A 24,983-nucleotide genomic window follows, 5' to 3' on the forward strand; every position below is an offset into this window, starting at 1 on the left:
CCGCACACCGACGCTCTCACCCAAGGGGTACGGGGATGCGCATCCAGCCACGGCAGCACCTGCTGGAGATCTGGCAGGCGATCGCGCGGCATTCATTTCCCGATGGCGGCTGGCAATGGGGCGAGCAGGGCGGCGCGAGCAGCGTCGCCGACGCCGAGCATCTGCTGTGCCTGCTGTATCCGGCCACCGAGATTCCGGCCTTCCGGCTCGACGCGCCGAACGAGACCACGGACGACGCGCTGCGCGCCCTGCGACGGGCCGGCACCCGCGAGGATATTCCGTGCAATATGATCGCCGCGGTCACCCAGTTCATGGCGGCGCACACCACCGAGGAATCCGTTCCCAGCTTCGCCGGCGGATATTATTTCGCCCCACAGGACCCGGCCGAGGAATTGACGCCGGAACAGCGCGCGCTGGGCGTAGTGGATTCCTATTCCATGTCGATCACGCTGGCGCTGGCGACCCTCGGTTTTCTCAAGGTGTACGCGCGCGAACCGCGCCGCAAAGACGTCGAGGAAATGGCGCTCGCGCTGGAGGCGGCCACCCGGAAGCGGCTCACCGCGGCAATGGTGAGCCTGTTGCGGTGTTTCACCGTCAATCTCTTCGACGCCGAATCCGAACAGGGCGTCTCGCTGTGCGACCGGGTGAATCAGGAGGGCCTTTCCCGGCGGTCCGTGGTGCAGCAGCTCCGGCGCGAACTCAAACCGATCCGGGCCGCCATCCGGGAATACATGGAACTCGGCATCAACGTGGTCGGAGATCTCGGCAACGAGAACCTGCTGTTCGAGTGCGGCTGGTCCTGGGGCGTGGTACAGGACGCGCCGCCGATCGACACGACCGCGTCCATCGGCGCCCAGCCCAAGGGCGTCGCGCGGCCGGAGCCGTATCTGTACTTCACGGTGGTCGCGCTCGACGGCATCGCGGACCTGTTCTCCGACCGGACGCTGACGCTGGGCCTGCTCAACACGGAACAGCAGCGGCTGGCGGAGGCGCTGCGGCTGCGCTGGGAGATCACCCAGCAGTACTGGTCGAAGATCGCCCGGTTCGGCGAGGGCCGCTGGCCGCTGGAGGACGTCCCCTGGCGGACGGGCGGCCAGTACATGGAGTCGGACTACTTCAGCCTCTCGGTGGCGGCCATCCTGGTCCAGGACCTGTTCCGGCGCCGGGCCACCGACGACGACCTCACCAGGACCGTGGCGGTGATGGAGGAGCTGGCCTCGCGGGCCAAGATCACGCGGCGGATGACGCGCGACGACCCCGCGGTGGAGCTGCACAATCCGGGCATCAGGCTGCCGCTGCTGGGCAGCGAGAGCCTGGGGCCGGCCATGCAGTGGTCGATGTCCGACTTCCCGGCGCAGTTGCTCAAGCGCACGATCCAGCTCTGCAGCCTCTCCCGGAACATCGGCTCGCACGACCGGCTGCTGCGGCTCGCGGAGCAGATCCTCGACCATCTCTGGGAGCGGCGCATCCCCACGGGCCCGGGCGCGAAGCTGTGGGACAACGTGCACGCGGTGTGCCCGGATTCGCCGCCGACCGCGTCCCCGCTGTCCTGGACCATCACCGAACGCATAGTCGAATGCATGACCGCGGCCACCGGTCTGTACCGGCAACCGCCCATCCGAAGCGCCGAATTGAACAGCATGGCGACCGCTCTGCTCAGTGAGGCCGGCCATCTCTTCGGAAACGAGATGATGGAACCCACCTCCCTGGAGGACACCTCGCGGGAGATCCGGCTCAAAACCGTGGAGCTCCAGTTGCGCAGGGCCCGGCAGCTCGTGGACGGCCGGCCGGGCACCGCGTGCGCGCTGGCGCTGGACGTGCTCGGCCAGCTCGACGAATTGGTCGTCGCCCGGCGCGCCGGGTCGAGAGGGGTGTGAGACATGCTCGTCTTCGCCGCCTCCGACAAAGGGGGCACGGGCCGCTCGGTCACCAGCGCCAATCTCGCCTATCGGCGCTCGCTCCGCGGCGACGACGTCTGCTATCTCGATTTCGATTTCGGCTCCCCCACGGCCGCCGCCGTCTTCGACGTGCCCGGCTCGCTGCGCGGCGTGGAGAGCGGCGGGCTGCACTCCTACCTCCAGGGCAAGGTCACCGAGCCGCACCGGATCGACGTGTGGGCGGACACCGAGAACGAGGCGCTGCGTCAGCGGCCCACGGGCTCGGGCCAGTTGGTGCTGGTGCCGGGCGACCGCAGCGGCGGCGAGTTCGCGACCAACCGCGACGCGGTGCGCCGCTGCGTCAGCCTCTTCCTGCGGCTGGAGGAGGAGTTCGACGTGATCCTCGTCGATCTGAGCGCGGGCCGCTCCTACGCCGTGGACATGGCGCTCGACGCGACCTCCCGGCCCGAGGCGCGGGGGCTGCTGACGCGCTGGCTGGTCTTCCACCGGTGGACCCGGCAGCACATCGTCGCCGCCTCCGGGCTGGTCTTCGGCGACCGCGGGGTGGTGGCCGGCGGGGTGGCGCGCGGGCACGACAAGGAGCGGCTGCTGTCCTCCATCCGGTTCGTACGGGCCGCCGTGCCGGACCCGGAGTCCCCGCTGCTGGCGCATGTGCCGGCGCCCCAGTCGGCGTGGCTGCGCAAGTGCGACCAGGACCTCAGGGAGTTCGCTTCGGCCCAACAGGTGGGCTACAGCCGGGTGTTGAGCACGGTGCCGCTGGAGCCCGTGCTGCAGTGGCGGGAGCAGCTCATCACCGACGAGGACGTGCTGGCGAGCAAGGTGGCCAACCGGGCGACCCGCGAGGCGCTGGAGGAGCTGGCGGACAAGCTCGACGACGAGGGCGCCTGGGGGGAGCGGTAGTGGATTCCGTGTTCCGCGAGGCGACCGCGGACCCCCGCACGCAGGCGGTGCCGCTCTCCCATGTCTCCATGGAGCTGGGCCATCTGTACATGGAGGACTTCGCGGCCGGCCCCGAGCGGCTGCGCCGGCAGTTCGCGCGGGTCAAGCCGTGGGCCGACGCCCTGCACGCGTCGCTCGCCGGTACGGCCTTCAAGGGCCGCCCGCGGGTGAGCAGTTGCTTTCTCGTCGACGACTACTTCAGCCCGTTCTCGACGCCCGCCGAGGTGCTGCCGACGCTGCTCGACGAGGCGCGGCGGGCCGGGCTCGTCATCGACTACCTGGCGCGGGAGTCGGCGTGCGCCCGGGCGCGGGGCGTGGAGCCGGCCCGGTCCGTGGAACCCCGGCTCGTGGAGTCCCCACCGCCGGGCAGCGACGGCTCGCGGCCGTCCGTACGGCAGGTGGGCTGGCTGGCCAACGGCGAGCGCACCCCGGCGACCGGTTCGCTGGAGGCCATGAGCGGCCTCGCCGCGTGGCAGCCGCCGTCGGAGGTGGGCGCGCGCCGCCACTCGATCTTCGTGGACATCGAGCTGTGGGACGACCAGGGCGGGGACCGCACCTGGTCCTGTCCGTTCCTCGCGGCGGTCTGGCAGCTCACGCGGCTGGGGCTGCTCCGGGACCGCGGGGAGCCGGTGCTGCGGCCGAGCCCGTGGAGCGGGGAGTTCCCCGAGGAGTGGGAGCGGCTGCCGCCGCTGCTCCAGCTCAACCCGGCCGCCGCGCCGTTCGCGGCCTATCGCACGTACTCCATCCTGCCCACCCGCTTCCTGCCCGTGGAGCACGCCGTGCACATCGTGCTCGGCCGGGTGGTGGTGGAGGAGGCCGTGCTGCGCCAGGTCGCGGAGCGCTCCGCGCGCGAGGGCATCGAGGTGCCCGCGGAGATCGTGCGGCGGACCTCCTACCACTTCGTCGACGAGCCATGAGCGCGGCGGCTGGGCCCAGGGCCCAGGTCATCGCGTGCGGCGAGGTGCGGACGTGTCTGCTGCAGACCTCGGGCGCCCTCTCGCGCGACGGGTCCGCGCGGCTGCTGCGGCTGCGCCCGGACGAACGGGTGCGTGTCTCCGAGCGCCCCAATCCGTACGCGGTCTCGCCGGACCTGCTCACCGGCGTGGACTGCGCGCTGCCCACGGCGTCGGGCCGCCAGGTGCGCGGCGTCGGCACGGTGGCGGCGCGGGCCGTGCTCACGGGCGGGCGGGTGCTCCAGGCCACGGCGCTGTTCCGGGCGGACGACGTGGGCAGCGCGCAGCGGCTGCCGTGGGGGCACTACCTGGTACGGCCGGGGGTCGTGGTGCCCGTGGGGAGGCCGTCGGTGGCCGATGTGCGCGACGGCTTCCTCTCCGTGGAGCCCCCGGCCGCCGGGACGGTCGATCTCGGCGCCATCGCGGAGCGGCTGCTCACCGATGTGCTGGAGCATCCGCTGCTGGACCGGCGGCCGCCCTTCAAGTCGCGGCGCACGCGGCTGCGGTGGGCGGCCGTGGGGAGCGCCGAGGGGGACGGCGACGGCGGCGCGGTCATCGAGCGGTTCACGGTGGCCGACGACCGGCTGCGGACGCTGTCGCTGCGGCTGCCCGGCCCCGACCCGGCGGCGGCCGCCGCCTTCTGTGAGGATCTGGCCCTGCACGACTGGCTGCTGACGACCCTGGTGACCATGGTCGAGCGCAGCCGCCTGGGGTCGGCCGAGGGCCCGGGGGCCGTGCTGGCCCTGCGCCCCGCGGTCGACCATCTGCTGCACCTGTGGATGCCGAGGGCGCGCGTGAACCGACTTCTGGCGCCGTTGTGGGACGCCCTGGAACGGGAGCCCGGCTTCACCCGGCAGTGGCACACCTTGGTCCAGCGCATCCGGGACCAACTGACGCTGCAAGCAATCCCGTTGCTGTGCGACGCCCTGGCGTCGAGCTAACCGACGCCACGGCACTACCCCCGGGGGGACGACATGGAACGCGAGCACGCGATACCGCCGTTTCTGTGGAAGGCCGCGATCACGCTCGCCGTCGGCGGCGCGGCCTACCTCATCACCAACGCCACCGGGCAGCCGGAGATCTGGCGGCTGACCATCTCCATCTTCATCGGCGGCTCGACCCTGATCATCCAGTACATGGCCGACTTCGACCGCCGGCTGACCAGCGTGGAGTCGTCGCTGGAGCGGCACGCGAGGGACATGAACGCCCTCGTCGACCGGCGGTACTCCAAGATCAGCGAGGCCACCAAGCTGTTCAGCCTGGTGGAGAACTCTCCCCTGCACACCGACTCGGTCGTCCAGTTGGTCAGCAACGCCGCGAAGATCAAGGCGGAGGGCCCCGGCATCGTCGCCACGTTCGCCCAGTCGGAGATCAGCCGGGTGGGCATGCTGATGGAGGACCTCGACGGCGGCGAGGCCGTGTACGACGGGGAGGACCACGACTGGCTGCTCGCGCTCACGCAGAGCACCACCGTCTCCATCGACGCCACGAGCACCTCGGTGGACGTGAACTTCTGGACCACCGAGCTGGGCCGGCGGTATCTGGCGGCGCAGCGGGAGGCCATCAAGCGCGGCGTGCGGGTGCGCCGGCTGTTCATCGTCGACCACCCGGACCTGGTGGACGACGAGGCGGTACGGGAGCTGCGCGTGAGCCACGCGGACCTGGGCGTGGAGGTGCGGGTACTGTCGATGTCGACGCTGCCGCAGAGACTCAAGCTCGACACGATGTTCGACTTCATCATCTTCGACGACGCCGTCAGCTACGAGGTCAGCGCCGAGCAGGCGCTGGAGCCGGTGATCGCCAACACCCGGCTGGTGCTGCGGGACGTCCGGGTCGCCCGGCGCGTACAGCGCTTCAAGGACCTGTGGGAGGCAGGGTCGGTGACAGGACGTCAACTCGATTGAGGTGCTCGTCGCCGGGCCACCGGGCCGACGTCCCGCCATGCGCCCCCTCGGCGCCGGGCGGCGGGCTCTTCGAGGGCGTGGGCCGGTCCGAGGAGGGAAGGATGGTGTACACGTCGCACATGAGGTTCTCGACGGCCCCGCCACCGCCGCTGAGGTCGACCTTGACCTCCCAAGGCGGCTTGCCGCCCGGCACGTCGTTCGCGGCCGCGGTGCACACGAGCTGATTGCGGGCGAACACCCCGAGTTCGCCCACGTTCAGGGGCAGTTGCACGCTGACCCGGCCCTTGCCGGTGGTGACGTGGACGTCGCCCATCTTCGGCACCGCGGTCCGCATGCCGCGTCGCCGCTCCCCGTCATCGGGGCCGCCGATCAGCAGTTGCACCGCCTCGTCCGCGCTCACATCGCCGGAGGCGGGCCGGCGGACCGGCCGCATGCCCACGGGCGAGAGGAAGTAGAGCACCGCCTCCCGCGCCGAGGCGCTGGGCCGCTTCGCGCCGGTGGCGGGCTGCCCCACGTCGATGACCCCGGTCGGCTCGATGCCGCACCCCGCGACCAGGACGAGCAGCAGCGCCGCGGCCGCCCCGGACCGCACTCTCCTCACGCCTGCCTCCCTCCCCGCCTCAGCGGCAGTTCCACGGTGAACACCGCTCCGCCCCCGGGCCGGTTGGCGGCCCGCACCGTACCGTCGTGCAGCCGCACGTTCTCCATGGTGATGGCGAGGCCGAGCCCGCTGCCCTCCGAGCGGGCCCGTGCGGCGTCCGCCTTGTAGAAGCGGTCGAAGACGTGCGGGAGGACTTCGGGGTCTATGCCGCCGCCCCCGTCGGAGATCTCGATCAGCAGCCACTCGCCGTCCTCGCGGGGCTCGGTGCGCGCCGTGATCCGTACGGGCGGGCCGCCGTGCCGCAGCGCGTTCCCGACGAGGTTGGCGACCACGACGTCGATCCGGCGCGGATCGATCCTGGCCCGTACCCCCTCGGGCAGATCGGCCGTCACCCGGCCCTCCCAGGCGCGCGCCTGGAGCGTCTTGCCCACCGCCTCGCGGATGTCCACCTCGTCGAGATGGAGCGCCGCGGCGCCCGCGTCGAACCGCGAGACCTCCATCAAGTCCTCGACCATGCGAGCGAGTTTGCCGGTCTCCTCGGTGATGAGGCGCACCGCGTGGCCCGTGTCCGGGTCGAGGTCGCCGGCGTCCTCGTCGAGGACGTCGGTGACGGCGGTCATGGCGGCCAGCGGGGTGCGCAGCTCGTGCGAGACGTCGGCGGCGAAGCGGCGGGCGTTGGCCTCCATCCGGCGCAGCTCGGCGATGTTCTCCTCCAGGGCGGCGGCCATGCCGTTGAACGTCCGTGAGAGCTCGGCGAGTTCATCGCCGCCGGTCACCTTGAGCCGGGTGTCCAGCTCCCCCTCGGTGATCTTCTGGGTGGCGCGCCGCAGCTCCCGTACGGGCCGCAGCACCCCTCGCGCGGCGAGCAGCGCCGGGACGATGGCGATCGCGAAGGCGGGCAGCGCGCCGCGCTGGGCGGCCAGGACGAGCGCCTGCACATTGGCCTCCTCGCCGCGCAGCGGCATCCGCGCGTAGACCTCCAGGCCGGACCGCTCCGAACCGTTGTCGCCGAAGGTGACGGGCAGGCCGATGACGAGCCACGGCTCGCCTCGGACATCGATGCGCTGGAAGGCGGACACGCCCTTGCGCACCTTCTCCTGGAGCTCGCGGGAGACCTGGCCGTCCGGGATGGCGCCGGGTACCGGGGGCTGGCTCTCGTAGCGGGCGTAGGTGATCCAGCGCTGGGGCTCCCCCGCCTGGTCGAGGTCGTGGGTGAAGGTGGCCAGCGCCGTCTGGTCGGGCGGGAAGGGGACGTCCGGGAGCTGCGCATTGACCCGGGAGCGCAGGGTCTGCACGGCGGTGTCCTGGGTGCGTTTGAGGATCGCGTTGCGGGCCTCGCGGAAGGTGAGGGCCGCGGTGGTGAGCGCGCTGAGGGCCGCGACGAGCAGGAAGGCGACCACGAGGCGGGCGCGCAGGCCGCGGACGAGGGAGCGCGGATGGAACCGGCGCCGGGCGGGCGGGCCGTCCTCGGCGCTCCCGCACCCGGCGGGCGTACCGTCCGGGGCCCCCTGTGCACGGTTCTCAGAGGTTTCACGGTCGGAGGCCCGTTCCGCCCGGTCGGGGGCCTTCCGGCCGTCGGGCTCCGGGGGCATCACACCGGCCCGAAGCGGTAGCCGAAGCCGCGTACGGTCTGGACGTACCGCGGCGAGCGCGAGGAGTCCTCGACCTTGGTCCGCAGCCGCATCACACAGGCGTCCACCAGCCGGGCGTCTCCGTAGTAGCTGTGCTCCCAGACGTGTTCCAGGAGCTGCTGGCGGCTGAAGACGCGGCCGGGCGCCGCCGACAGGTACAGCAGCAGCTTCAGCTCCGAGGGGGCCAGCGGCAGGTCCGCGCCGTGCTTGGAGACCAGCAGCCCGCCGCGGTCGATGACGAGGTCGCCGTGGATCTCGGCGTCCGGGGGCGTGGCGACGGGGCCCTCGGTGGCAGGGGGCGCGGCGCGGCGCAGCACGGCGCGGATGCGCGCTTCGAGCACCTCGCCGCGGGCGGGCTTGACGATGTAGTCGTCGGCGCCGGCCTCCAGGCCGAGGACGACGTCTATGTCGTCGCCGCGCGCGGTGAGCATGATGATCGGGAGCTGCTGGGTGGCGCGGATGCGGCGGCAGACCTCGAAGCCGCTGCGGTCGGGGAGCATGAGGTCGAGGAGGACGAGGTCGGGCCGGAAGGTCTCCAGCGCGGCGAGCCCGGCGTCGCCGGTCGGCGCGGCCTCGACTTCGTGGCCGCGGCGGCGGAGGGCGAGGGTGACCCCTTCCCGTACGGCGCGGTCGTCCTCGATCAGCAGCACGCGTGACATGCGATCAGTATCGATCCGATCAGGTCGTGCTCCCGCATCAGGGGGTGTCGATCAGCTCAATTGTCATCGACCGCTCATATTCGGGGGCGCTTCGAGGCGGTATGGGGCGCGGGGAGCGGACCACGCTCCGACGTGCCGCGGCGGGGAGCGGATCACGCCCCGACGTGCAGCGGCAGGAAGCGGATCACGTCCCGGCGTGCCGCGCCAGCACCAGGCGGAACTCCTCCTCGAAGGCGTCGTACGCGGCGCGCAGCGCGTCGCCCGGCCAGCGCGGCGGCAGCAGTGCGGCGGGGAGCACCGGGTCGGCGAGGAGGTGGCGCAGGATGGCGGCGGAGACGGTGAAGCGCTCCGCGAGGCCGTGCGCGTTCCCCAGCGCCCGCTGGAGGTCGCGGGCGGCCCGCGCCCAGCCGTCGAGGTCCCACAGGGCGGCGGCCAGCTCCGCGGGGTCGGTTTCGGGCCCGCCGGTCAGCAGGGCGCACTGGGCGAGGACGACGGCGGGCCGGTCCCGAACCAGGTTGGCGGGGCGCAGCCAGGTGCCCTCGCGGAGTTCGGCGAGGCGCAGGGCGGTCATGGCCTGGCGGAGCGCGGTGCGCTCGGCGGCGGGGCGGCGCTCGGCGGTGACGACGGCGATCTCCCAGCCGCCGTCCCAGCGGCGGGTGCGGGGCGCGCGGCTGTCGTCCTGCCGGGCCTGGCGGGCGAGCAGCCGGTCGGTGAGCCGGTACGCGCCGCCCTCCGGTACGAGGTCCCCGGCGGCGACCATGCGGGTCAGGGCGGTGCGGACGGTGCCCTCGGCGGTGCCGAACAGCTCGCCGACGCGGACCAGGGCGCGGGCCGGGAGGGTCGGCGGGTGGTGGCCCAGCAGGGTGGAGAGCACGATCGAGCGGGCGGTCAGCGGCCGGAGGGCGGCGCGCGGCTCGGCGCCGTCCGGTTCGATGTCGTCCATGGCTGAGCACACCCTATCCATTACAGTTCCCCATCACGCATCATGGAACTGTAATACCGGTCGCATGCCCGTCGCCCAGCCCGGAGGTCGCCGTGAGCACCACGCACGAAGTTCAGAACCAGGCCCCGCCCCTGACCGGCTTCAGCACGGCCGACGACGCGGCGCTGCTGGAAGCGGTCCGGCGGGACGGCGGCGGGTGGGGCGAGGACGAGATCCGGGCGCTCGGGGCGCGCGCCGGATCGGCGGAGGTGCGGGACTGGGCCCGGATGGCCGAGGCGTCGCCGCCCGTCCTGCACACCCATGACCGCTACGGGCACCGCGTCGACGAGGTCGAGTTCCACCCGGCCTGGCACCAGCTCATGGCCGCCGCCGTGGAGAGCGGCCAGCACGCCGCCGCCTGGGCCCGGGACCGGCCGGGCGCGCATCTGGTGCGCGCCGCGAAGTTCTACGCCTGGGCCCAGGCCGAGCCCGGCCACGGCTGCCCGGTCTCCATGACGTACGCGGCCGTGCCCGCGCTGCGCGCGCAGCCGGACCTCGCCGCCGCCTACGAGCCTCTGCTCGCCGCCGCCGTGTACGATTCCGCGCCGCGCCCGCCGCTGGCCAAGCGGGGGCTGATCGCGGGCATGTCGATGACGGAAAAGCAGGGCGGCTCGGACGTACGGGCCAACACCACGGCGGCCGTGCCGGCGGTCGACGGCTCGTACCTGATCACTGGGCACAAGTGGTTCACCTCCGCGCCGATGAGCGATGTGTTCCTGATCCTGGCGCAGGCGCCGGAGGGGCTGACCTGCTTCCTGCTGCCGCGGGTGCTGCCGGACGGCACGCGCAACGCGATGCGGCTGATGCGGCTCAAGGACAAGCTCGGCAACCGCTCGAACGCCTCCGCCGAGATCGAGTACGAGCAGGCCGTGGCGTGGCCGGTCGGCGAGCCCGGCCGCGGGGTGCGCACAATCGTCGAGATGGTCAACATGACGCGGCTGGACTGCGTGCTGGGGTCGGCGGCGGGGATGCGCGCCGGGCTGCGGCAGGCGCTGCACCACACGGCGCACCGGCGCGCGTTCGGAGCGCGCCTGATCGACCAGCCCCTGATGCGCTCCGTCCTCGCGGACCTCGCCGTGGAGTCGGAGGCGGCGACGGTGCTGGGGCTGCGGCTGGCGGCGGCGCTGGACCGGGCCGAGGCGGGCGACGCGGCGGAGTCGGCGCTGCGGCGGCTCGCGCTGGCGGCGGGCAAGTACTGGGTGTGCAAGCGCGGCAGCGCGCACGCCGCCGAGGCCCTGGAATGCCTGGGCGGCAACGGCTACGTCGAGGAGTCGGGGATGCCGCGGCTCTACCGGGAGGCGCCGCTGCTCTCCATCTGGGAGGGGTCCGGCAATGTCGCGGCCCTCGACGTGCTGCGCGCGCTCGCCAAGGAGCCGGCGGCGCTGGACGCCTTCTTCGCCGAGGTCGACGCGGCGGCGGGCGCGGACGCCCGGCTCGACGCGGCGGTGGCGCGGGTGCGCAAGCTGCTCGGTGAGCTGTCCGACCCGGCGCGGGCCCAGGCGCTGGCGCGCCGGCTGGCGGAGCAGCTCACGCTCGTCCTCCAGGGGAGCCTGCTGGTGCGGCACAGCCCGCCCGCCGTCGCGGACGCCTTCTGCGCCTCGCGGCTGGGCGGCGACTGGGGCCACGCGTTCGGCACGCTGCCGCCGGGCACGGACCTCTCGCCGGTGCTGGAACGGGCGCTCCCCGAGGCGTCGCGGTGAGCGTCCGCGTCGAACGGGCTGGGGACGTCACCACGGTCATCCTCTCCCGGCCCGAGGCGCGCAACGCTGTGGACGGGCCGACCGCCGCGGCGCTCGCCGACGCCTTCCGGGGCTTCGAGGCGGACGACGGGGCGCGGGCGGCGGTGCTGTGGGGCGAGGGCGGCACGTTCTGCGCGGGCGCCGATCTCAAGGCGATGGGAACGGAGCGCGCCAACCGCGTCGCGGCGGACGGCGACGGGCCCATGGGGCCCACCCGGATGCGGCTGAGCAAGCCGGTGATCGCGGCCGTCAGCGGTCACGCGGTGGCGGGCGGGCTGGAGTTGGCGCTCTGGTGCGACCTGCGGGTGGCCGAGGAGGACGCCGTCTTCGGGGTGTTCTGCCGCCGCTGGGGCGTGCCCCTGATCGACGGCGGCACGGTGCGGCTCCCCCGCCTGATCGGCGCGGGCCGGGCGATGGACCTGGTATTGACGGGCCGTCCGGTACCGGCCGCCGAGGCGTACGGAATGGGGCTCGCCAACCGCCTCGTACCGCCCGGACGGTCCCGCGCGGAGGCTGAGCGGCTGGCCGCCGACATCGCCCGCTTCCCGCAGACGTGCCTGCGCGGCGACCGCGCGTCCCTGCTGGACCAGGAGGGACTGCCGCTCGACGCGGCCATGGAGGCCGAATTCGGATACGGCGTACGGGCCTTGGGCGAGGCCGCGGAAGGGGCCGCCCGCTTCGCCGGGGGCGCCGGGCGGCACGGGGACTTCACGGACCTTTGAGGCCGACGGCGTTTCAAACCCGCGACGCCCCGCCGTTCAGCCCATCGGAGGAATCCGACCACTCGGGCGACTGATCAACTGCCGTACCGCGCACCATCCTTGGTGTGAACGGATGGCTTCGAGCAGGGAGGTCGGCCGTCGTGGCCGCGATGACCGTACTGGCCACGGCGGGGATGGCCACGGCGGGCGCGGGCACGGTTGCCGACGCGGGCGCGCCGGACGGTCCGGCCGCCGCGGTGCGCGAGCGGGCGGCGACGGCCCACGACCGCGACGGTCTCCCCCGGCCCCCCGGACCTGCCGGGCCCGCCGCCGGAGCGCGTCCCGCGCACCGCGGGTCGCCGGTGACCGTGTCGGAGGGCGGGTCTTCGGTGCGCGTGTCGAGGGGCGACGCGTGGGGAGGCTCGTCGGGCGGCTCCTCCTCCGTCTCCGTGTCCGGCGGCGGCCGGTCCTCCGCCTCCGTGTCCGGCGGCCGGTCCTCCGCCTCCGTGTCCGGGGGCGGCTCCTCCGTCTCCGCCTCCGGCGACGGGTCGTCCGCCTCGGCGACCGTGCGGGGGCCCGGCGGCTGCGTACGGGCGCGGGCGGGCGCCGGATGGTCCTGGGCCGTGGTCGGCCGCTCGTGCCGCGCCGCCGTGCCGAAGCCGCCGAAGCGCCCCCCGCCGCCCAAGCCCCGGCCGCCCGAACCCCGTCCGCCCAAGCCCCAGCCTCCCCAGGCCCCCGGGCCGGCGCCCGACCGGCCCGTACCGCCGCGGCACCCGGCCCCCACGCCCGTACCCACGCGGCCGTCGCCGGCGACGCCCACCCCTTCGCCCTCTCCCTCGCCCACGCACTCGTCCACCGCCCCGGCGACGCCCACGCCCTCCCGCACCGCGCCGCGGCCCTACCACCGGATGGTGCACAAGCGGACGGCGGGCGGCCAGTCGATGGTCACGTTCACCCTGCTGATCATCGCCCCGGCCGTGCTCGCCGCGGCGCTGCTGCGGCCGCGCTCCGGCGGCGGCCGCGACCGCTGACGCGCCGCGTCGCCGGTATCCCGTACGTCCTTCGGAGGTTTCCCGTGTCGGAGTGGCTGGTCCTGACCCTGGCGATGGCCGCCGCGTGCGGCGTGGTCCTGACGATCACCGTGCTCAGACAGCGCCGAGTGGGCGAGGACGACGATCCGACCGAGACGCCGGACGTCATCGAGTACATGACCATGATGGTCGGCGTGGTCTATGCCATCGTGCTCGGCCTCGCCATCGCCGGGGTGTGGGAGGCGCGGACCGCCGCGCAGGACGGGGTGCGCGCCGAGGCGCAGGCGCTGCACGAGGTGAGCGAGCGGGTCCAGGCGTACGCGCCGACGGCCCGCGACGAGACCCGCGCGGACGTGCACGCGTACGTCCGCCACGTGGTGCGCGTGGAGTGGCCGCGGATGCTCGACACGGGGCAGCTCACCGACCGCGGGACCGAGCTGCTGGACAAGGTGCGCGAGGACGTCACGGCGTACGTGCCGCGCGACGACCACGAGAACCAGTCGTACCAGCCGCTGCTGGACCAGGTCGGCGCGGCGGACGACGCGCGGGGCGAGCGGGCGCACAACGCCGGCGACACGATGCCGGGGGTGGTGTGGTTCGGGCTGATCGTCGGCGCGCTGGTGGCCGTGGGGCTGATCTTCACCCTGCAGATCCGGCGCTCGGGGCGGGAGTTGCTGCTGGCCGGGCTCTACAGCGCGCTGATCGCCTTTCTGCTCTTCCTCATCTGGGACTTCGACTCGCCGTTCGGCCACGCCGTGGGCGACGCGACGGGCCCGTTCACCGTCCTGTTCGCCGTCTGAGGGCCGGGCCCGTCACCGCGTCCGCCAGCTCACCGGCAGGTGTTTGAGGCCGTTCTGGAAGTTGGAGGCCAGCCGGACGGGCTCCCCCGCCCGTTCGAGGCCGGGCAGCCCCTCCAGGGTGGCGCGCAGCATGGCCCGCAGTTGTACGCGCGCGAGGTGCGCGCCCAGGCACAGGTGCGGGCCGTGGCCGAAGCTGACGTGCGGGCCCGGGGCGCGGGTGATGTCGAAGCGGTCGGGGTCGGGGAAGACGGTCTCGTCCCGGTTGGCGGAGGCGTGATAGACGACGACCTTCTCGCCGCGCCGGACGGACACGCCGCCCAGCTCGACGTCGCGGGTGGCCGTGCGCCGGAAGTCCATCACGGGCGGCCAGTAGCGCAGCAGTTCCTCGACGGCGGAGTCGGTGAGTTCGGGCTCGCTCAGCAGGCGCGCGTACTGCTCCGGGTGGTCGAGGAGGGTCAGCAGGGCCCCGGGGATGCCGTTGCGCAGCGTCTCGTTCCCGGCCACCGCGAAGAGGAAGAACATGTTCTCGAACTCCTCGCGGTTCAGGCCGCCCTCCCTCATGTGGGCCATCACGCTGCCGGGCCGGGGCGCCTCGGCCAGCGCGTGCGCGTACGCGAACATGTCGGCGAGCGCCGCGCGCGAGCGGGGGTTCACGGCGCTGCCGTCCGGCCGGGCCCGGAGCGCCGGCCGGGCCGCGACCGCCGCGCGCCCCATCTCGCTGAGGCCCTCCGCGCCCGTCGCGTGCCCCGCGTATTCAGGGTCTTGGTACCCGATCACCCGGTTCGACCAGTCGAACAGCAGCCGGCGGTCGCGCTCCGGCACGCCCAGGACATGGGCGAGCGTCCAGACCGGCAGATCGCCGGCCAGCTCCACGTAGTCGGCCGTGCCGCGCGCCGCGACGCCGTCGATCAGCGCCCGCGCCCGCGCCTCGATGACCTCCTCCAGCTCGCGCACGGCGCGCGGCGTGAAGGACGCCGCGACGATCCGCCGCAGCCGGGCGTGTGCCGGCGGGTCCTGATTGAGCATCATGGCCCGTACGAACGCCAGGTCGCCGGCGGTGTCGGGGTCGCGGATCTGGGTGGCGCCGAGATGCGAGGAGTAGTCCTCGGGGGTGCGCAGCACGTGCCGGACGTCGGCGTGCCGGAAGACGGCCCAGAAGCCGGGGCCGGCCGGCCAGGGCCCGTCGGCGGGCTCCTCGACCCAGCACACGGGCCGGGTGGCCCGCAGCTCCCGGAACAGGTCGTAGGGCACCCCGCGGGCGTACGTCTCCGGCGCGAACACGTCGTCGGCACTCACGCCGCGACCGTACGGCGTGGCCTGGTGGACACGTCAAGTGCGGGTGCGTGTCCTGGTGGCCGCGTCGGGAGATCGCCACAATGGCGCGATGACGCTGACGAACGAAGCCGCCGCCGCGATCCTCGCCGACAACTTCGCCCCGTGGGTCCGCGACCTGGGGCTGACCGTGACCGAGACCGGCGAGCGCCACGCGGTGCTGCGGCTGCCCTGGTCGGAGGGGCTGGCGCGGGAGGGCGGCGCGCTGTCCGGGCAGGCGCTGATGGCCGCCGCCGACACGGCCACCGTGATCGCCGTCTCGGCCGCCCGCGGCGGGTTCGGGCCGATGACGACCGTTCAGCAGTCCATCGCCTTCCAGCGCCCGGTCACCGGCACGGACGTGCTGATCAGGGCGGCTGTCACCAAGCTCGGGCGGCGGCTGGCGTTCGCCGACATCACCCTGACCGCCGAGGGCGCCGACGAGCCGGCCGCCCACGCCACGACGGTCTACGCCCTCGCTGACTGACCGGCCGACGAACGGGGCGACGGGGGCGACCGGGGCGACCGGCGATCAGGACGGCCCGGCCACTGCGATCGCCGCTCCGGGCCCGCGCGACGGCCACGCCAGGGCACGCGAGCCGTGTCGGGCGCCGCCTCGGGCGGCGGTTTCCGGCCACGCTCCGGGCGGCGGCGGGTACGGGCCTGGGCGCGGCCTCGTACGAGCGCGGGCGTGGCCGCGCGCGGTCCCGGGAACGTCTGCCCCCGCGTGGTCGCGCGCGGGCCCGAGCGGCTTCTCCGCGTGGCCGCGTGCGGTCCGGGGAGCGCTCCCCCACGCCCCTCCGGGAGCGCCGTCGGGCGTGGTTTCGTACGGCTCCGGGCCCGCTTCCCACCGCGGCTTCGTACGGCTGGATCTTTCCCTCGGCCCCCTTGAGCCGATCGGCCGCAATGGCTTAGGTGGTACGGAGCACCACGCCCGACGGCGACGGAAGTCGCGGCAGCAACGGACGGGAGGCACAGGTCATGCCGCACAGGCAGCACACCGCGCGGGCCGTCACGGAGGCCGAGTCCGAGGATCTCGTGCGGGGCATCTGCTTCAAGACCGGGCCGCCGCGCCGGGTCGGGGTCGAACTCGAATGGCTCCTGCACGACCTGCACGACCCGCTGCGCCCCGTGGCACCGGCCCGGATGCGCGCGGCCGCCGCCCGGGCCCGCGCCCTGCCGCTGAGATCGGCGCTCACCTTCGAGCCCGGCGGCCAGCTTGAGCTCAGCTCGCTGCCCGCCGAATCCCTCACCGCCTGCGTGGCGGACACCGCCCATGACCTCGCGCTCACCCGGGCCGCGCTGGGCGACTTCGGGATCGCGCTCGCCGGCCACGGCAAGGATCCCTGGCACATGCCACGCCGCCTGCTGCGCGAGGCGCGGTACGACGCCATGGAGTCCTACTTCGACCGGGGCGGCCCGGCGGGGCGGACGATGATGAGCCGTACCGCCTCCGTGCAGGTCTGTGTGGACGCGGGCCACGAGGAGCCGGGCCCGCTCGGATATGGGCGGCGCTGGCGGCTGGCGCATCTGCTGGGCGCGGTCCTGGTGGCGGCGTTCGCGAATTCGCCGCTGCACCTGGGCCGTCCCACGGGCTGGCGCTCGGCCCGCCAGGCGACGTGGGCGCAGCTCGACCCCGGCCGCGTCTTCGCCCCGCCCGACGACTGCGCCGATCCGCGGGCGGCGTGGACGGCGTACGCGCTCGACGCGCCGGTGATGTGCGTACGGGCCGAGGACGAGCCCTGGGAGATGCCCGAGGCGCTGTCGTTCCGGGCCTGGGCGCGCGGCGGGTGGCCGCGGCCGCCCACGGCGGACGACCTCGCCTACCATCTGACGACCCTCTTCCCGCCGGTGCGACCGCGCGGCCATCTCGAACTGCGCATGATCGACGCGCAGCCGGGCGACGACGGGTGGCTGGTGCCGCTCGCCGTGACGGCCGCGCTCTTCGACGACCCGGTCGCCGCCGAGACCGCCTACCGGGCCGTCAAACCCCTGGCGGACACGGCTGGTTCGCTGCCCGCTCCGGGCAATCCGCTGTGGCTGGGCGCCGCCCGCCACGGCCTCGCGGACCCCGAACTGCACGCCGCCGCCGTCGGCTGCTTCGACGCGGCGCTGGAGGCGCTGCCCCGCCTCGGCGCGCCGCCGCACGTGCGGCGCGCCGTCGCCGACTTCACCGACCGGTACGTGGCGCGCCGCCGATGTCCGGCCGACGACCTGCTGGAGACCGCCACCGGCGAGGAGATGCCCCGATGACCTCCCGTGAACTGGACCCCGGCCCGCTGAGGGAGCGCGCCGTGGCGGCGCTGACCGCCGCGCGCGAGCGCACCCGCGTACTGACGGGCTGTGTCGAGGACCGTGAACTGACCGCACAGCACTCGCCGTTGATGTCGCCGCTCGTGTGGGACCTGGCGCACATCGGCAACCAGGAGGAGCTGTGGCTGCTGCGCGCCGTCGGAGGGCAGCGGGCGCTGCGCCCCGAGATCGACTCCGTGTACGACGCCTTCGAGCACCCGCGCGCGGAGCGCCCGGCGCTGCCGCTGCTGCCGCCCGCCGAGGCGCGCGGCTATGTGGCGGACGTACGGGAGCGGGCGCTGGACGTGCTGGCCCGGGCGCCGCTGCACGGCCGGCCGCTGGTCGAGGCGGCCTTCGCGTTCGGGATGATCGCGCAGCACGAGCAGCAGCACGACGAAACGATGCTGATTACCCATCAGTTGCGGCGCGGGCCCGCCGCGCTCAGCGCGCCCGAGCCGCCGCGCGCCCCCGCTTCGGCGGCGCCGCTGCCGTCCGAAGTCCGGGTGGCGGGCGGCCCGTTCACGATGGGCACGTCCGCCGAGCCGTGGGCGCTGGACAACGAGCGCCCCGCGCACCGGCGTTTCGTGCCCGCCTTCCACATCGACACGCTGCCGGTCGGCAACGGCGCGTATCTGCGCTTCGTCGAGGACGGCGGGTACGCGGACCCGCGCTGGTGGCGGCCGGAGGGCTGGGCGCAGGTGCGCCGGCAACGGCTCGCCGCTCCGCTGTTCTGGCGCCGCGAGGGCGGCGCGTGGGTGCGGCGGCGGTTCGGGGTGGTGGAGCCCGTACCGCTGGATGAGCCGGTGCTGCACGTGAGCTGGTACGAGGCCGACGCGTATGCCCGGTGGGCGGGGCGGCGGTTGCCCACGGAGGCCGAGTGGGAGAAGGCGGCCCGCCATGATCCGGTCACCGGGGCGTCCCGCCGCTATCCGTGGGGGGACGCCGATCCGGGCCCCGAGCACGCCAACCTCGGCCAGCGCCACCTGCGCCCGGCGCCACTGGGCGCGTACGAGGAGGGCCAATCACCTTATGGAATACGCCAGTTGATGGGGGACGTCTGGGAGTGGACGGCGAGCGACTTCCTGCCGTATCCGGGATTCCGGGCGTTCCCCTACCGGGAGTACTCGGAGGTGTTCTTCGGCGACTCCTACAAGGTGCTGCGCGGCGGCTCCTTCGCCGTCGATCCCGTCGCCTGCCGGGGCACGTTCCGCAACTGGGATCTGCCGGTGCGCCGTCAGATCTTCTCCGGATTCCGCACGGCACGTGACGCGGAGCCCGCCTGATGTGCCGTCACGTGGCATACGCAGGACCCGAGATCGCGCTCGGCGAAGTGCTGACGCGGCCCGCGCACTCCCTCTTCCGGCAGTCCTGGGCCCCGCGCCGGCAGCGGTACGGGACCGTGAACGCCGACGGCTTCGGGATCGGCTGGTACGCGCCCGGGGACCCCGTTCCCGCGCGGTACCGCGCACCCGGCCCGATCTGGGCGGACCTGTCGGTCGTGGACCTGGCGCGGGTCGTACGCACCGGGGCGCTGCTCGGCGCCGTGCGGGACGCGACCGAGGCGGGCGCCGACGGCGCGGCGGCGGTCGCGCCGTTCACGGACGGCCCCTGGCTGTTCAGCCACAACGGCTCGCTCCTCCACTGGCCGCGCTCCGCCGCGCCCCTCGCGGCCCGGCTCCCCGCCGCCGAACTGCTGGACCTGCCCGCCCGCTGCGACTCGGCGTTCGTATGGGCTCTCGTACGGCACCGGCTCGGCGGCGGCGCCACCGCCGCCGACGCCCTGGCCGACACCGTCGCGGCCCTCGCCGCGGCCGCCCCCGGCTCGCGCCTGAACCTGCTGCTCACCGACGGCGCGACCATCACGGCGACGACGTGGGGCGACACGCTCTGGTACCTGGCCACGGCCGCCGGGCCGGGGGCCGAGGGGGCGCGCCGCCGGGTCGTCGTCGCGTCCGAGCCGTACGACGACGATCCGCGCTGGCGCGAGGTGCCGGACCGCACCCTGCTCACCGCCTCCCCCGCCGAAGTCCTGCTGACCCCGCTCAAGGAGCCCTGCCCGTGAGCCCGTTCGCCCTGACCCGCACGCTGCCCGCCGATGCCACCGCCGCCGCGCTGCGCGCGGACGTCGCCGAAGGGCTGACCCGCGAGCCCAAGCAGCTCCCGCCGAAGTGGTTCTACGACGCGCGCGGCAGCGAGCTGTTCGACCGGATCACCCGGCTGCCCGCGTACTACCCGACCCGCGCCGAGCGGGAGATCCTCCTCGTCCACGCCGCGGACATCGCGGCGGCGACCGGCGCCCGCACCCTCGTCGAGCTGGGCTCCGGCTCCTCCGACAAGACCCGCCACCTGCTCCGGGCGCTGACCTCGCTCGACCACTACGTGCCCGTCGACGTCAGCGAGAGCGCGCTCACCGGCGCCGCCCGCGCGCTGCTCGCCGAGCAGCCGCGGCTGGCCGTGCACGCCCTGGTCGCCGACTTCCAGCAGGGGCTCGCGCTGCCCAGCACCCCGGGGCCGCGACTGGTCGCGTTCCTGGGCTCGACCATCGGCAACCTCCAGCCGGGCGAACGGGCGGTGTTCCTGGCGTCCGTACGGGCCGCGCTGGAGCCCGGGGACGCGCTGCTGCTCGGCACGGACCTGGTCAAGGACGAGCAGGTGCTCGTCCGCGCGTACGACGACCCGGAGGGCGTCACCGCGGCCTTCAACAAGAACGTCCTGGCCGTCATCGACCGCGAGCTGGGCGCGGACTTCGACCCCGGCGACTTCGACCATGTCGCGCTCTGGGACCGGGAGCACGAGTGGATCGAGATGCGGCTGCGGGCGCGTACGGCCCTCACCGTCAAGATCCCCGCACTCGACCTCGCCGTCGGCTTCGACGCGGGCGAGGAGCTGCGGACGGAGGTGTCGGCGAAGTTCCGCCGTACGGGCGTACGGGCCGAGCTGGCGGCGGCAGGGATGCGGCTCGCCCACTGGTGGACCGATCACGCGGACCGCTTCGCGCTCTGCCTGGCGGTGCCGGAACCCGTGCCGGAGGCCGGCCGAGGGGCGGCCGACCGCGGGGGCAGGTGATCATGTGCACGTCCGGAGCGCTAGCCTCTTCGTCGGGGCCGTATCGAGGATGACGCGAGGCGAAGGTCAGTGAAGGACGAGAAGGACCAGCACAACGAGGTCGGCGACGAGACGGACCGGGCGCCGGCGGAGCACGGGCGCGGCACGTTCGAGCGCGGCACGGACGGCCCGAAGGTGATCGTCGCCGGGGTGGACGGCTCCGACTCCTCCTGGCGCGCCGCCGCCTACGCCTCCGGGCTCGCCAGGCGGCAGAACGCGACGCTCGCGCTCGTGTACGTACAGCCCGTCCTCGCGTCGGGCGCCGCCCTCGGCGCCGCGGTCGTGGAGACCACGGAGGAGGTCGCGGAGGAGCTGATGATGGAGATCCGCTCCTCGGCGGAGCGGCTGCGCGGCATATGGGACGTGCGCTGGGAATTCCACACTTTCCGCGGCGACCCCTACACCGGCCTGGTGCAGGCGGCCGACGACCTCACGGCGGACGCCGTGGTCGTCGGCGCCTCCGAGCAGGCGGGCCACCGCATCATCGGCTCGGTGGCGGTCCGCCTCGTGAAGGCGGGCCGCTGGCCGGTCACCGTGGTCCCGTAGCCCGCCGGGCGGACCGGTCATGGGACGGGACGCGGAGCGGGCCGTGGAGGGCGCGACGATGACGATCGCCCGGCGGTACGGGGTGGCCGCCGGGCAGGTGCGCGCGCTGCCCTCCGGCGGTGCCAATCGTGTCTGGCTGCTCGGGGACGGGCTGGTGCTGCGGATACCGCGGACGCGGGCGGCCGTCGCCGAGCTGCGCAAGGAGGCCGAGGTCATCCCCGCCGCGCGGGCGGCGGGCGTGCGCACGCCGGAGGTGGTCGCCTTCGAGGACGGCGAGGGAGCAGGGCCCGGCGTACCGCACATGGTTCTGCACCGGGCCGGGGGCCGGGACCTGGACGTGCTCCAACTGGCGGACTCGGATGCGTACGGCGTCCTGCGCCAGGTCGGGCGGGAGCTGGCCAAGCTCCACCGGTACGCGCCGCGCCGGGCGGCGGAGCTGCCGGCCGTCCCCGTGGACGACGCCGCCGAGGACCCCCGCCTGCTGGTCGCCCGGCTGCTCGACGGCGGGTGGCTGGACCCGGGGACCGCGCGCTGGCTCACCGGCTGGTTCGACCGGCTGGCGGCCCGGCTGCCCGCCGAGCCGCCGCTCGTCCTGGTGCACGGCGACATCGCCCCGCAGAACCTGCTCGTCACCACGGGCCCGGCGGCGCTGAGCGCCATCGTGGACTGGGGCGACGCCATGTGGGCGGACCCCGCCGTGGAATTCGCGAAGGTCCCGCTGGAAGGCGTGCCGGCGATGCTGGAGGGCTACCGCCAAGAAAGCCGAGTGGTCCCGGGGGCCGACGCGTGGGCGTGGGAGGCGCGCGTCCTGTGGCACCACCTCGTCTGGGCGCTCGGCCGGCTGCCGGACCCCGCGCCGAGGCCCGGTGAGCGGCACTGGACCGCTCCCCCGGCCAGCCGGCTGCTGGGGCTCCTGCGCTTCTTCGCCGCGGGCCCGCCGGCACCGTGGGCCGCGCTGGCCTGAGGCTCCGCGCGGCCGGTGCGGTCAGGCGCCGCCGTCCTCCAGGCGGAAGCCGACCTTCAGGCCGACCTGGTAGTGCTCGATGTCGCCGTCCACGATGTGTCCGCGGACCTCCGTGACCTGGAACCAGTCGAGTCCGCGCAGGGTCTGCGAGGCGCGGGCGATGCCGCTGCGGATGGCGTCGTCGACGCCTTCGCGCGAGGTGCCGACGATCTCGGTCACCCGGTACGTGTGGCCTGACATGGTTCTCTCCCTCTCGCGGTCCGGCAAGGACGGTGGAGCTCATTCCACGGTGCCTCAGCGGGCACGGGCCCGCGAGGCGAGCGTCGGTCAGCCGCGGTCCTCCATCGGCACGCGCGGCAGTTCCGGGGACTCGCTGTCCAGGGGGACGGACCCGGAGCGCACCAGGCCGAGCTGGACTCCCTGCCGGGGCAGGGCGGATTCGAGGAGCCAGTCGGCGGCGACGCGGACCCGGTTCCCGGGCATGGCCAGCAGGTGGTAGCCGCGGGTGACGGCTCCGGCGAGCGGGCCGGAGAGCGGCACGTGCAGCGGGTTGGCGGCGGCCTGCGCGCCGCCGAGGTCGACGGTGAAGCCGAGGTCGTGGTGGCGGTACGGGAGGCAGGCGCCGCGGCCCAGCGAGGCGGCGACGTTGCGGGCGGCGGTGCGGCCCTGGCGCTGGGCGTGCTGCGCGGTCATCGGGGTGTACTCGCCGGGCCGGGTGGCGTCGGGCACGGCGGCGGCGTCCCCGCAGGCGAACACCTCCGGGTGGCCGGGGACGGTCAGGTACTCGTCGACGCACAGCCGCCCGCGTTCGGTGGGCAGCCCGAGGCCGGCGACGAGCGGGTCGGGCCGTACGCCCACGCACCAGATCAGCGAGCGGGTCTCGACGAAGTCGCCGTCGTCGAGCCGGACGCCGTCCGCCGTGGCCTCCTTGACCGAGGCGCCGGTGCGGATCTCCACGCCGCGTTTGCGCAGCACGCGGTGGGCGGTGCGGGAGAGGTGCTCGTCGAGTTCGGGCAGGACGCGCGGGGCGATGTCGAGGAGCAGCCAGCGGGGGCGGAGGCGGTCCTCGCGCAGGGCGGGGCTGCGGCGGGCGAGGGCGTCGGTGAGCATGGCGCCGTGCGCGGCGACCTCCGTGCCGGTGTAGCCCGCGCCGACGACGACGAAGGTGGTGCGGGCGGCGCGTTCGCGCGGGTCGTCGGCCATGCCGGCCAGCTCGATCTGGCGGGTCATGTGGTCGCGCAGGTAGAGCGCCTCGGGGAGGCCGCGGAAACCGTGGGCGTGCTCGGCGACGCCGGGCACCGGCAGGAGTTTGCTGACGCTGCCGACGCTCAGTACGAGCCGGTCGTAGCCGAGTTCGCCGCGGCGGCCCTCGGGGTCGGTGTAGCCGATCCGGCGGTCGGTCAGGTCCACCCGGTCGACCTGGCCGAGGACGAGGCGGACGTGTTTGAGGGTGCCGGTCAGGGATACGGAGGCGCGGCGGGGCTCCAGCACCCCGGCGGCGACCTCCGGCAGGAGGGGCAGGTACAGGAAGTAGTCGGTGGGGTTGACCAGCACGATCTCGGCCGCGCCGCGGGCGGAGCGGGAGAGGGCGCGGGCGGCCTGGTAGCCGGCGAATCCGGCTCCGACGATGACGATCCGGGCTCGGCTCACGGTCGGCTCCAACGGGTGACGATACGGTCGAGAACACCACAAGTACCCCGCATGTCCACCGTAAACCCGTGGACTCCGTACGTCCGCTTCAGCGGGCCGTGCCGCCGCCGTGGACAAGCCCGTGGACCCGGAATACTTTCATTGGCATTCCAGCGTCGGTGGCGCCTGATCGTCATATCGCTCGGGGGGTCGCGGTGAAAGTCGAGATCATCGAGAAGGACGATCAATACGTGCTGAATCACTGCACGAAATATCTCGCGCGGGACAGTTCCGACGCCCGCCATGATTTCGGCCAGTACGAGCCGGGCGACCCGCGGGCCGCGGTGTGCGAGGCGTGGCGTTTCCCGGTCGTCGACACGCACTGGGACGGGGCCGGCGCCCGTACGTCGTTCGCGTTCAACGATGTGACCTTCGTGTACGACGGGCGCGCCGCGTTCCCCGAGTCCGTCTCGGTGGTGGGCACGTTCGCGCCGCTGCACGCGCTGGTGCCGCTGCGGCCGGTGCTCTTCGCCCGGCGGCCGACGGGGTTCTTCGCCGCCACGGTGCGCATCGCCAAGGGCCAGGTGCACCAGTACAAGTTCGCGGTGGACGGCGCGTACGTCCTGGATCCGGTCAATCCGCAGCAGACGGTCGCCGACAACGGCCGTACGTGGTCGCGGCTGTTCACCGACGCGTGCTCGGTGCCGCTGACGCTGAGCCGGGTGGAGCGGGACCTGCTCGGGCGGCTGGTGCGGCATCTGCTGCCGTTCCGGCTGGAGGAGAACCGGCGGTTCGTGCGGGAGGTGTACGAGTCGATCGACCGCGGCGCGCGCGGCACGGAATTCCCCCTTTCCTATCAGCTCGACGAAGAGGTCGGCACCGTCAATTACATCGACAAGGTCCTGGCGCGGCAGGAGCGGCAGCACGCGGTCGATTACCACATCTGCCTGGATCTGATCGGCGATGTGCTGCGGTCGCGGTTCGGGGGTCTTGATCCCGCGGTCGCTCCCCCGGAGATGTACGCGGACCTTTACGCGCAGATGGCCGCCGAGCGGGTGGACGGCTGGGATTACGGCCGTTATCACAGTCCGCGCTATTTCCTGCTGTTGCTGCGGCGGCACGCGATGACCGGCGCCTTCGCGCATCCGCGGCACGGCGGCAATTCCGGCGCGGCGGGCTGGATGTATCTGGAGAGCCGGTTCCGCGACGCGGCGGGCGACACGCTCTTCGACTGGCGGCGCGCCGTGGAGGAGCCGCTGGGGCGCAGCACCGACTACCGCGGCTGAGGGCTGGGATCG

The 24,983-nt window shown here is 74.0% G+C and carries 24 protein-coding genes; 17 read left to right on the forward strand and 7 right to left on the reverse strand.

Annotated features, from left to right (window positions below):
* Nucleotides 1–35 precede the first annotated feature (35 nt).
* The 5 genes from IF55_RS12700 to IF55_RS12720 are packed head-to-tail and all read left to right on the forward strand — an operon-like array spanning nucleotide 36 to nucleotide 5,694.
* Complete coding sequence (locus IF55_RS12700) at nucleotides 36–1,877, forward strand: SCO2524 family protein (RefSeq protein WP_030879925.1); 1,842 nt, start codon at nucleotides 36–38, stop codon at nucleotides 1,875–1,877.
* Nucleotides 1,878–1,880: 3 nt separating this feature from the next.
* A complete protein-coding gene (locus IF55_RS12705; protein ID WP_030879926.1) occupies nucleotides 1,881–2,798 on the forward strand; it encodes an SCO2523 family variant P-loop protein in 918 nt (305 codons plus the stop codon).
* Nucleotides 2,799–2,806: 8 nt separating this feature from the next.
* On the forward strand, nucleotides 2,807–3,754 hold the full coding sequence (locus tag IF55_RS12710) for an SCO2522 family protein (RefSeq protein WP_245661185.1): 948 nt from the start codon (nucleotides 2,807–2,809) through the stop codon (nucleotides 3,752–3,754).
* A complete protein-coding gene (locus tag IF55_RS12715; protein ID WP_030879930.1) occupies nucleotides 3,751–4,731 on the forward strand; it encodes an SCO2521 family protein in 981 nt (326 codons plus the stop codon). The genes IF55_RS12710 and IF55_RS12715 overlap by 4 nt, the downstream gene beginning before the upstream one ends.
* 33 nt (nucleotides 4,732–4,764) lie before the next feature.
* Nucleotides 4,765–5,694, forward strand: a complete 930-nt coding sequence (locus tag IF55_RS12720; RefSeq protein WP_030879932.1) for a DUF6879 family protein — start codon at nucleotides 4,765–4,767, stop codon at nucleotides 5,692–5,694.
* Here the strand turns inward: IF55_RS12720 and IF55_RS12725 are convergent.
* The 4 genes from IF55_RS12725 to IF55_RS12740 all read right to left on the reverse strand — a co-directional run bounded on the left by IF55_RS12725 (nucleotide 5,645) and on the right by IF55_RS12740 (nucleotide 9,528).
* Nucleotides 5,645–6,295, reverse strand: a complete 651-nt coding sequence (locus tag IF55_RS12725) for a hypothetical protein (protein ID WP_157854313.1) — start codon at nucleotides 6,293–6,295, stop codon at nucleotides 5,645–5,647. The genes IF55_RS12720 and IF55_RS12725 overlap by 50 nt on opposite strands.
* A complete protein-coding gene (locus IF55_RS12730) occupies nucleotides 6,292–7,887 on the reverse strand; it encodes a sensor histidine kinase (protein ID WP_078644248.1) in 1,596 nt (531 codons plus the stop codon). Before IF55_RS12730 ends, IF55_RS12725 begins: the two co-directional genes overlap by 4 nt.
* Complete coding sequence (locus IF55_RS12735) at nucleotides 7,887–8,585, reverse strand: response regulator transcription factor (protein ID WP_030879938.1); 699 nt, start codon at nucleotides 8,583–8,585, stop codon at nucleotides 7,887–7,889. Before IF55_RS12735 ends, IF55_RS12730 begins: the two co-directional genes overlap by 1 nt.
* A 184-nt stretch (nucleotides 8,586–8,769) precedes the next feature.
* Entirely contained in the window at nucleotides 8,770–9,528 is a 759-nt protein-coding gene (locus IF55_RS12740; RefSeq protein WP_030879941.1) for a PaaX family transcriptional regulator C-terminal domain-containing protein, read from the reverse strand.
* A 92-nt stretch (nucleotides 9,529–9,620) separates the two neighbouring features.
* Between IF55_RS12740 and IF55_RS12745 the strand changes: the two genes are divergently transcribed.
* From IF55_RS12745 to IF55_RS12760, 4 genes are all read left to right on the forward strand, one after another.
* Complete coding sequence (locus IF55_RS12745; protein WP_030879942.1) at nucleotides 9,621–11,267, forward strand: acyl-CoA dehydrogenase family protein; 1,647 nt, start codon at nucleotides 9,621–9,623, stop codon at nucleotides 11,265–11,267.
* Nucleotides 11,264–12,028, forward strand: coding sequence for a crotonase/enoyl-CoA hydratase family protein (locus IF55_RS12750; protein ID WP_030879943.1), 765 nt, complete (start codon nucleotides 11,264–11,266; stop codon nucleotides 12,026–12,028). The genes IF55_RS12745 and IF55_RS12750 overlap by 4 nt, the downstream gene beginning before the upstream one ends.
* A 140-nt stretch (nucleotides 12,029–12,168) precedes the next feature.
* Entirely contained in the window at nucleotides 12,169–13,038 is an 870-nt protein-coding gene (locus IF55_RS12755; RefSeq protein WP_048831913.1) for a hypothetical protein, read from the forward strand.
* Between the two features lie 44 nt (nucleotides 13,039–13,082).
* Nucleotides 13,083–13,838, forward strand: coding sequence for a bestrophin-like domain (locus IF55_RS12760; RefSeq protein WP_030879945.1), 756 nt, complete (start codon nucleotides 13,083–13,085; stop codon nucleotides 13,836–13,838).
* A gap of 12 nt (nucleotides 13,839–13,850) precedes the next feature.
* On the opposite strand, the gene IF55_RS12765 is transcribed toward IF55_RS12760, so the two are convergent.
* A complete protein-coding gene (locus IF55_RS12765; protein WP_030879946.1) occupies nucleotides 13,851–15,134 on the reverse strand; it encodes a cytochrome P450 in 1,284 nt (427 codons plus the stop codon).
* Between the two features lie 88 nt (nucleotides 15,135–15,222).
* Between IF55_RS12765 and IF55_RS12770 the strand changes: the two genes are divergently transcribed.
* The 7 genes from IF55_RS12770 (at nucleotide 15,223) to IF55_RS12800 (ending at nucleotide 22,056) form a co-directional block, all read left to right on the forward strand.
* Nucleotides 15,223–15,636: a PaaI family thioesterase gene (locus IF55_RS12770; protein WP_030879949.1), complete on the forward strand. Its 414-nt coding sequence runs from the start codon at nucleotides 15,223–15,225 to the stop codon at nucleotides 15,634–15,636.
* Nucleotides 15,637–16,130: 494 nt separating this feature from the next.
* Nucleotides 16,131–17,402, forward strand: coding sequence for an ergothioneine biosynthesis glutamate--cysteine ligase EgtA (gene egtA / locus IF55_RS12775; RefSeq protein WP_030879952.1), 1,272 nt, complete (start codon nucleotides 16,131–16,133; stop codon nucleotides 17,400–17,402).
* Nucleotides 17,399–18,724 (forward strand): ergothioneine biosynthesis protein EgtB, encoded by a 1,326-nt coding sequence (egtB, locus tag IF55_RS12780; protein ID WP_030879955.1) that lies wholly within the window; start codon nucleotides 17,399–17,401, stop codon nucleotides 18,722–18,724. Before egtA ends, egtB begins: the two co-directional genes overlap by 4 nt.
* On the forward strand, nucleotides 18,724–19,503 hold the full coding sequence (gene egtC, locus IF55_RS12785) for an ergothioneine biosynthesis protein EgtC (RefSeq protein ID WP_030879958.1): 780 nt from the start codon (nucleotides 18,724–18,726) through the stop codon (nucleotides 19,501–19,503). The genes egtB and egtC overlap by 1 nt, the downstream gene beginning before the upstream one ends.
* Nucleotides 19,500–20,507 (forward strand): L-histidine N(alpha)-methyltransferase, encoded by a 1,008-nt coding sequence (egtD, locus tag IF55_RS12790; protein ID WP_030879961.1) that lies wholly within the window; start codon nucleotides 19,500–19,502, stop codon nucleotides 20,505–20,507. Before egtC ends, egtD begins: the two co-directional genes overlap by 4 nt.
* A gap of 174 nt (nucleotides 20,508–20,681) precedes the next feature.
* Nucleotides 20,682–21,092, forward strand: a complete 411-nt coding sequence (locus IF55_RS12795; protein WP_048831938.1) for a universal stress protein — start codon at nucleotides 20,682–20,684, stop codon at nucleotides 21,090–21,092.
* 19 nt (nucleotides 21,093–21,111) lie between these two features.
* Nucleotides 21,112–22,056 carry a phosphotransferase family protein gene (locus tag IF55_RS12800; RefSeq protein ID WP_048831914.1) on the forward strand — a complete coding sequence of 315 codons (945 nt, stop codon included), beginning with the start codon at nucleotides 21,112–21,114 and terminating at the stop codon, nucleotides 22,054–22,056.
* Between the two features lie 21 nt (nucleotides 22,057–22,077).
* Here the strand turns inward: IF55_RS12800 and IF55_RS12805 are convergent, their stop codons facing one another.
* Nucleotides 22,078–22,296 carry a dodecin gene (locus IF55_RS12805; protein ID WP_030879968.1) on the reverse strand — a complete coding sequence of 73 codons (219 nt, stop codon included), beginning with the start codon at nucleotides 22,294–22,296 and terminating at the stop codon, nucleotides 22,078–22,080.
* Between the two features lie 87 nt (nucleotides 22,297–22,383).
* Nucleotides 22,384–23,706: an NAD(P)/FAD-dependent oxidoreductase gene (locus IF55_RS12810; protein WP_030879970.1), complete on the reverse strand. Its 1,323-nt coding sequence runs from the start codon at nucleotides 23,704–23,706 to the stop codon at nucleotides 22,384–22,386.
* A 194-nt stretch (nucleotides 23,707–23,900) separates the two neighbouring features.
* On the opposite strand from IF55_RS12810, the gene IF55_RS12815 reads away from it, so the two are divergent.
* A complete protein-coding gene (locus IF55_RS12815) occupies nucleotides 23,901–24,971 on the forward strand; it encodes a gluconate 2-dehydrogenase subunit 3 family protein (protein WP_030879980.1) in 1,071 nt (356 codons plus the stop codon).
* The last annotated feature ends 12 nt before the right edge of the window (nucleotides 24,972–24,983 follow it).

It is taken from the genome of Streptomyces varsoviensis (assembly GCF_000718635.1).
Classification (GTDB): Bacteria; Actinomycetota; Actinomycetes; order Streptomycetales; family Streptomycetaceae; genus Streptomyces; species Streptomyces varsoviensis.

Excerpts from the sequence above, each read along its gene's own strand:
- IF55_RS12740 (WP_030879941.1), bottom strand. The coding sequence starts at position 9,528 with ATGGACGACATCGAACCGGACGGCGCCGAGCCGCGCGCCGCCCTCCGG.
- IF55_RS12715 (WP_030879930.1), top strand. The coding sequence starts at position 3,751 with ATGAGCGCGGCGGCTGGGCCCAGGGCCCAGGTCATCGCGTGCGGCGAG.
- IF55_RS12700 (WP_030879925.1), top strand. The coding sequence starts at position 36 with ATGCGCATCCAGCCACGGCAGCACCTGCTGGAGATCTGGCAGGCGATC.
- IF55_RS12730 (WP_078644248.1), bottom strand. The coding sequence starts at position 7,887 with ATGCCCCCGGAGCCCGACGGCCGGAAGGCCCCCGACCGGGCGGAACGG.
- egtC (WP_030879958.1), top strand. The coding sequence starts at position 18,724 with ATGTGCCGTCACGTGGCATACGCAGGACCCGAGATCGCGCTCGGCGAA.
- egtA (WP_030879952.1), top strand. The coding sequence starts at position 16,131 with ATGCCGCACAGGCAGCACACCGCGCGGGCCGTCACGGAGGCCGAGTCC.
- IF55_RS12800 (WP_048831914.1), top strand. The coding sequence starts at position 21,112 with ATGGGACGGGACGCGGAGCGGGCCGTGGAGGGCGCGACGATGACGATC.
- IF55_RS12705 (WP_030879926.1), top strand. The coding sequence starts at position 1,881 with ATGCTCGTCTTCGCCGCCTCCGACAAAGGGGGCACGGGCCGCTCGGTC.
- IF55_RS12735 (WP_030879938.1), bottom strand. The coding sequence starts at position 8,585 with ATGTCACGCGTGCTGCTGATCGAGGACGACCGCGCCGTACGGGAAGGG.
- egtB (WP_030879955.1), top strand. The coding sequence starts at position 17,399 with ATGACCTCCCGTGAACTGGACCCCGGCCCGCTGAGGGAGCGCGCCGTG.
- IF55_RS12720 (WP_030879932.1), top strand. The coding sequence starts at position 4,765 with ATGGAACGCGAGCACGCGATACCGCCGTTTCTGTGGAAGGCCGCGATC.
- IF55_RS12805 (WP_030879968.1), bottom strand. The coding sequence starts at position 22,296 with ATGTCAGGCCACACGTACCGGGTGACCGAGATCGTCGGCACCTCGCGC.
- IF55_RS12770 (WP_030879949.1), top strand. The coding sequence starts at position 15,223 with ATGACGCTGACGAACGAAGCCGCCGCCGCGATCCTCGCCGACAACTTC.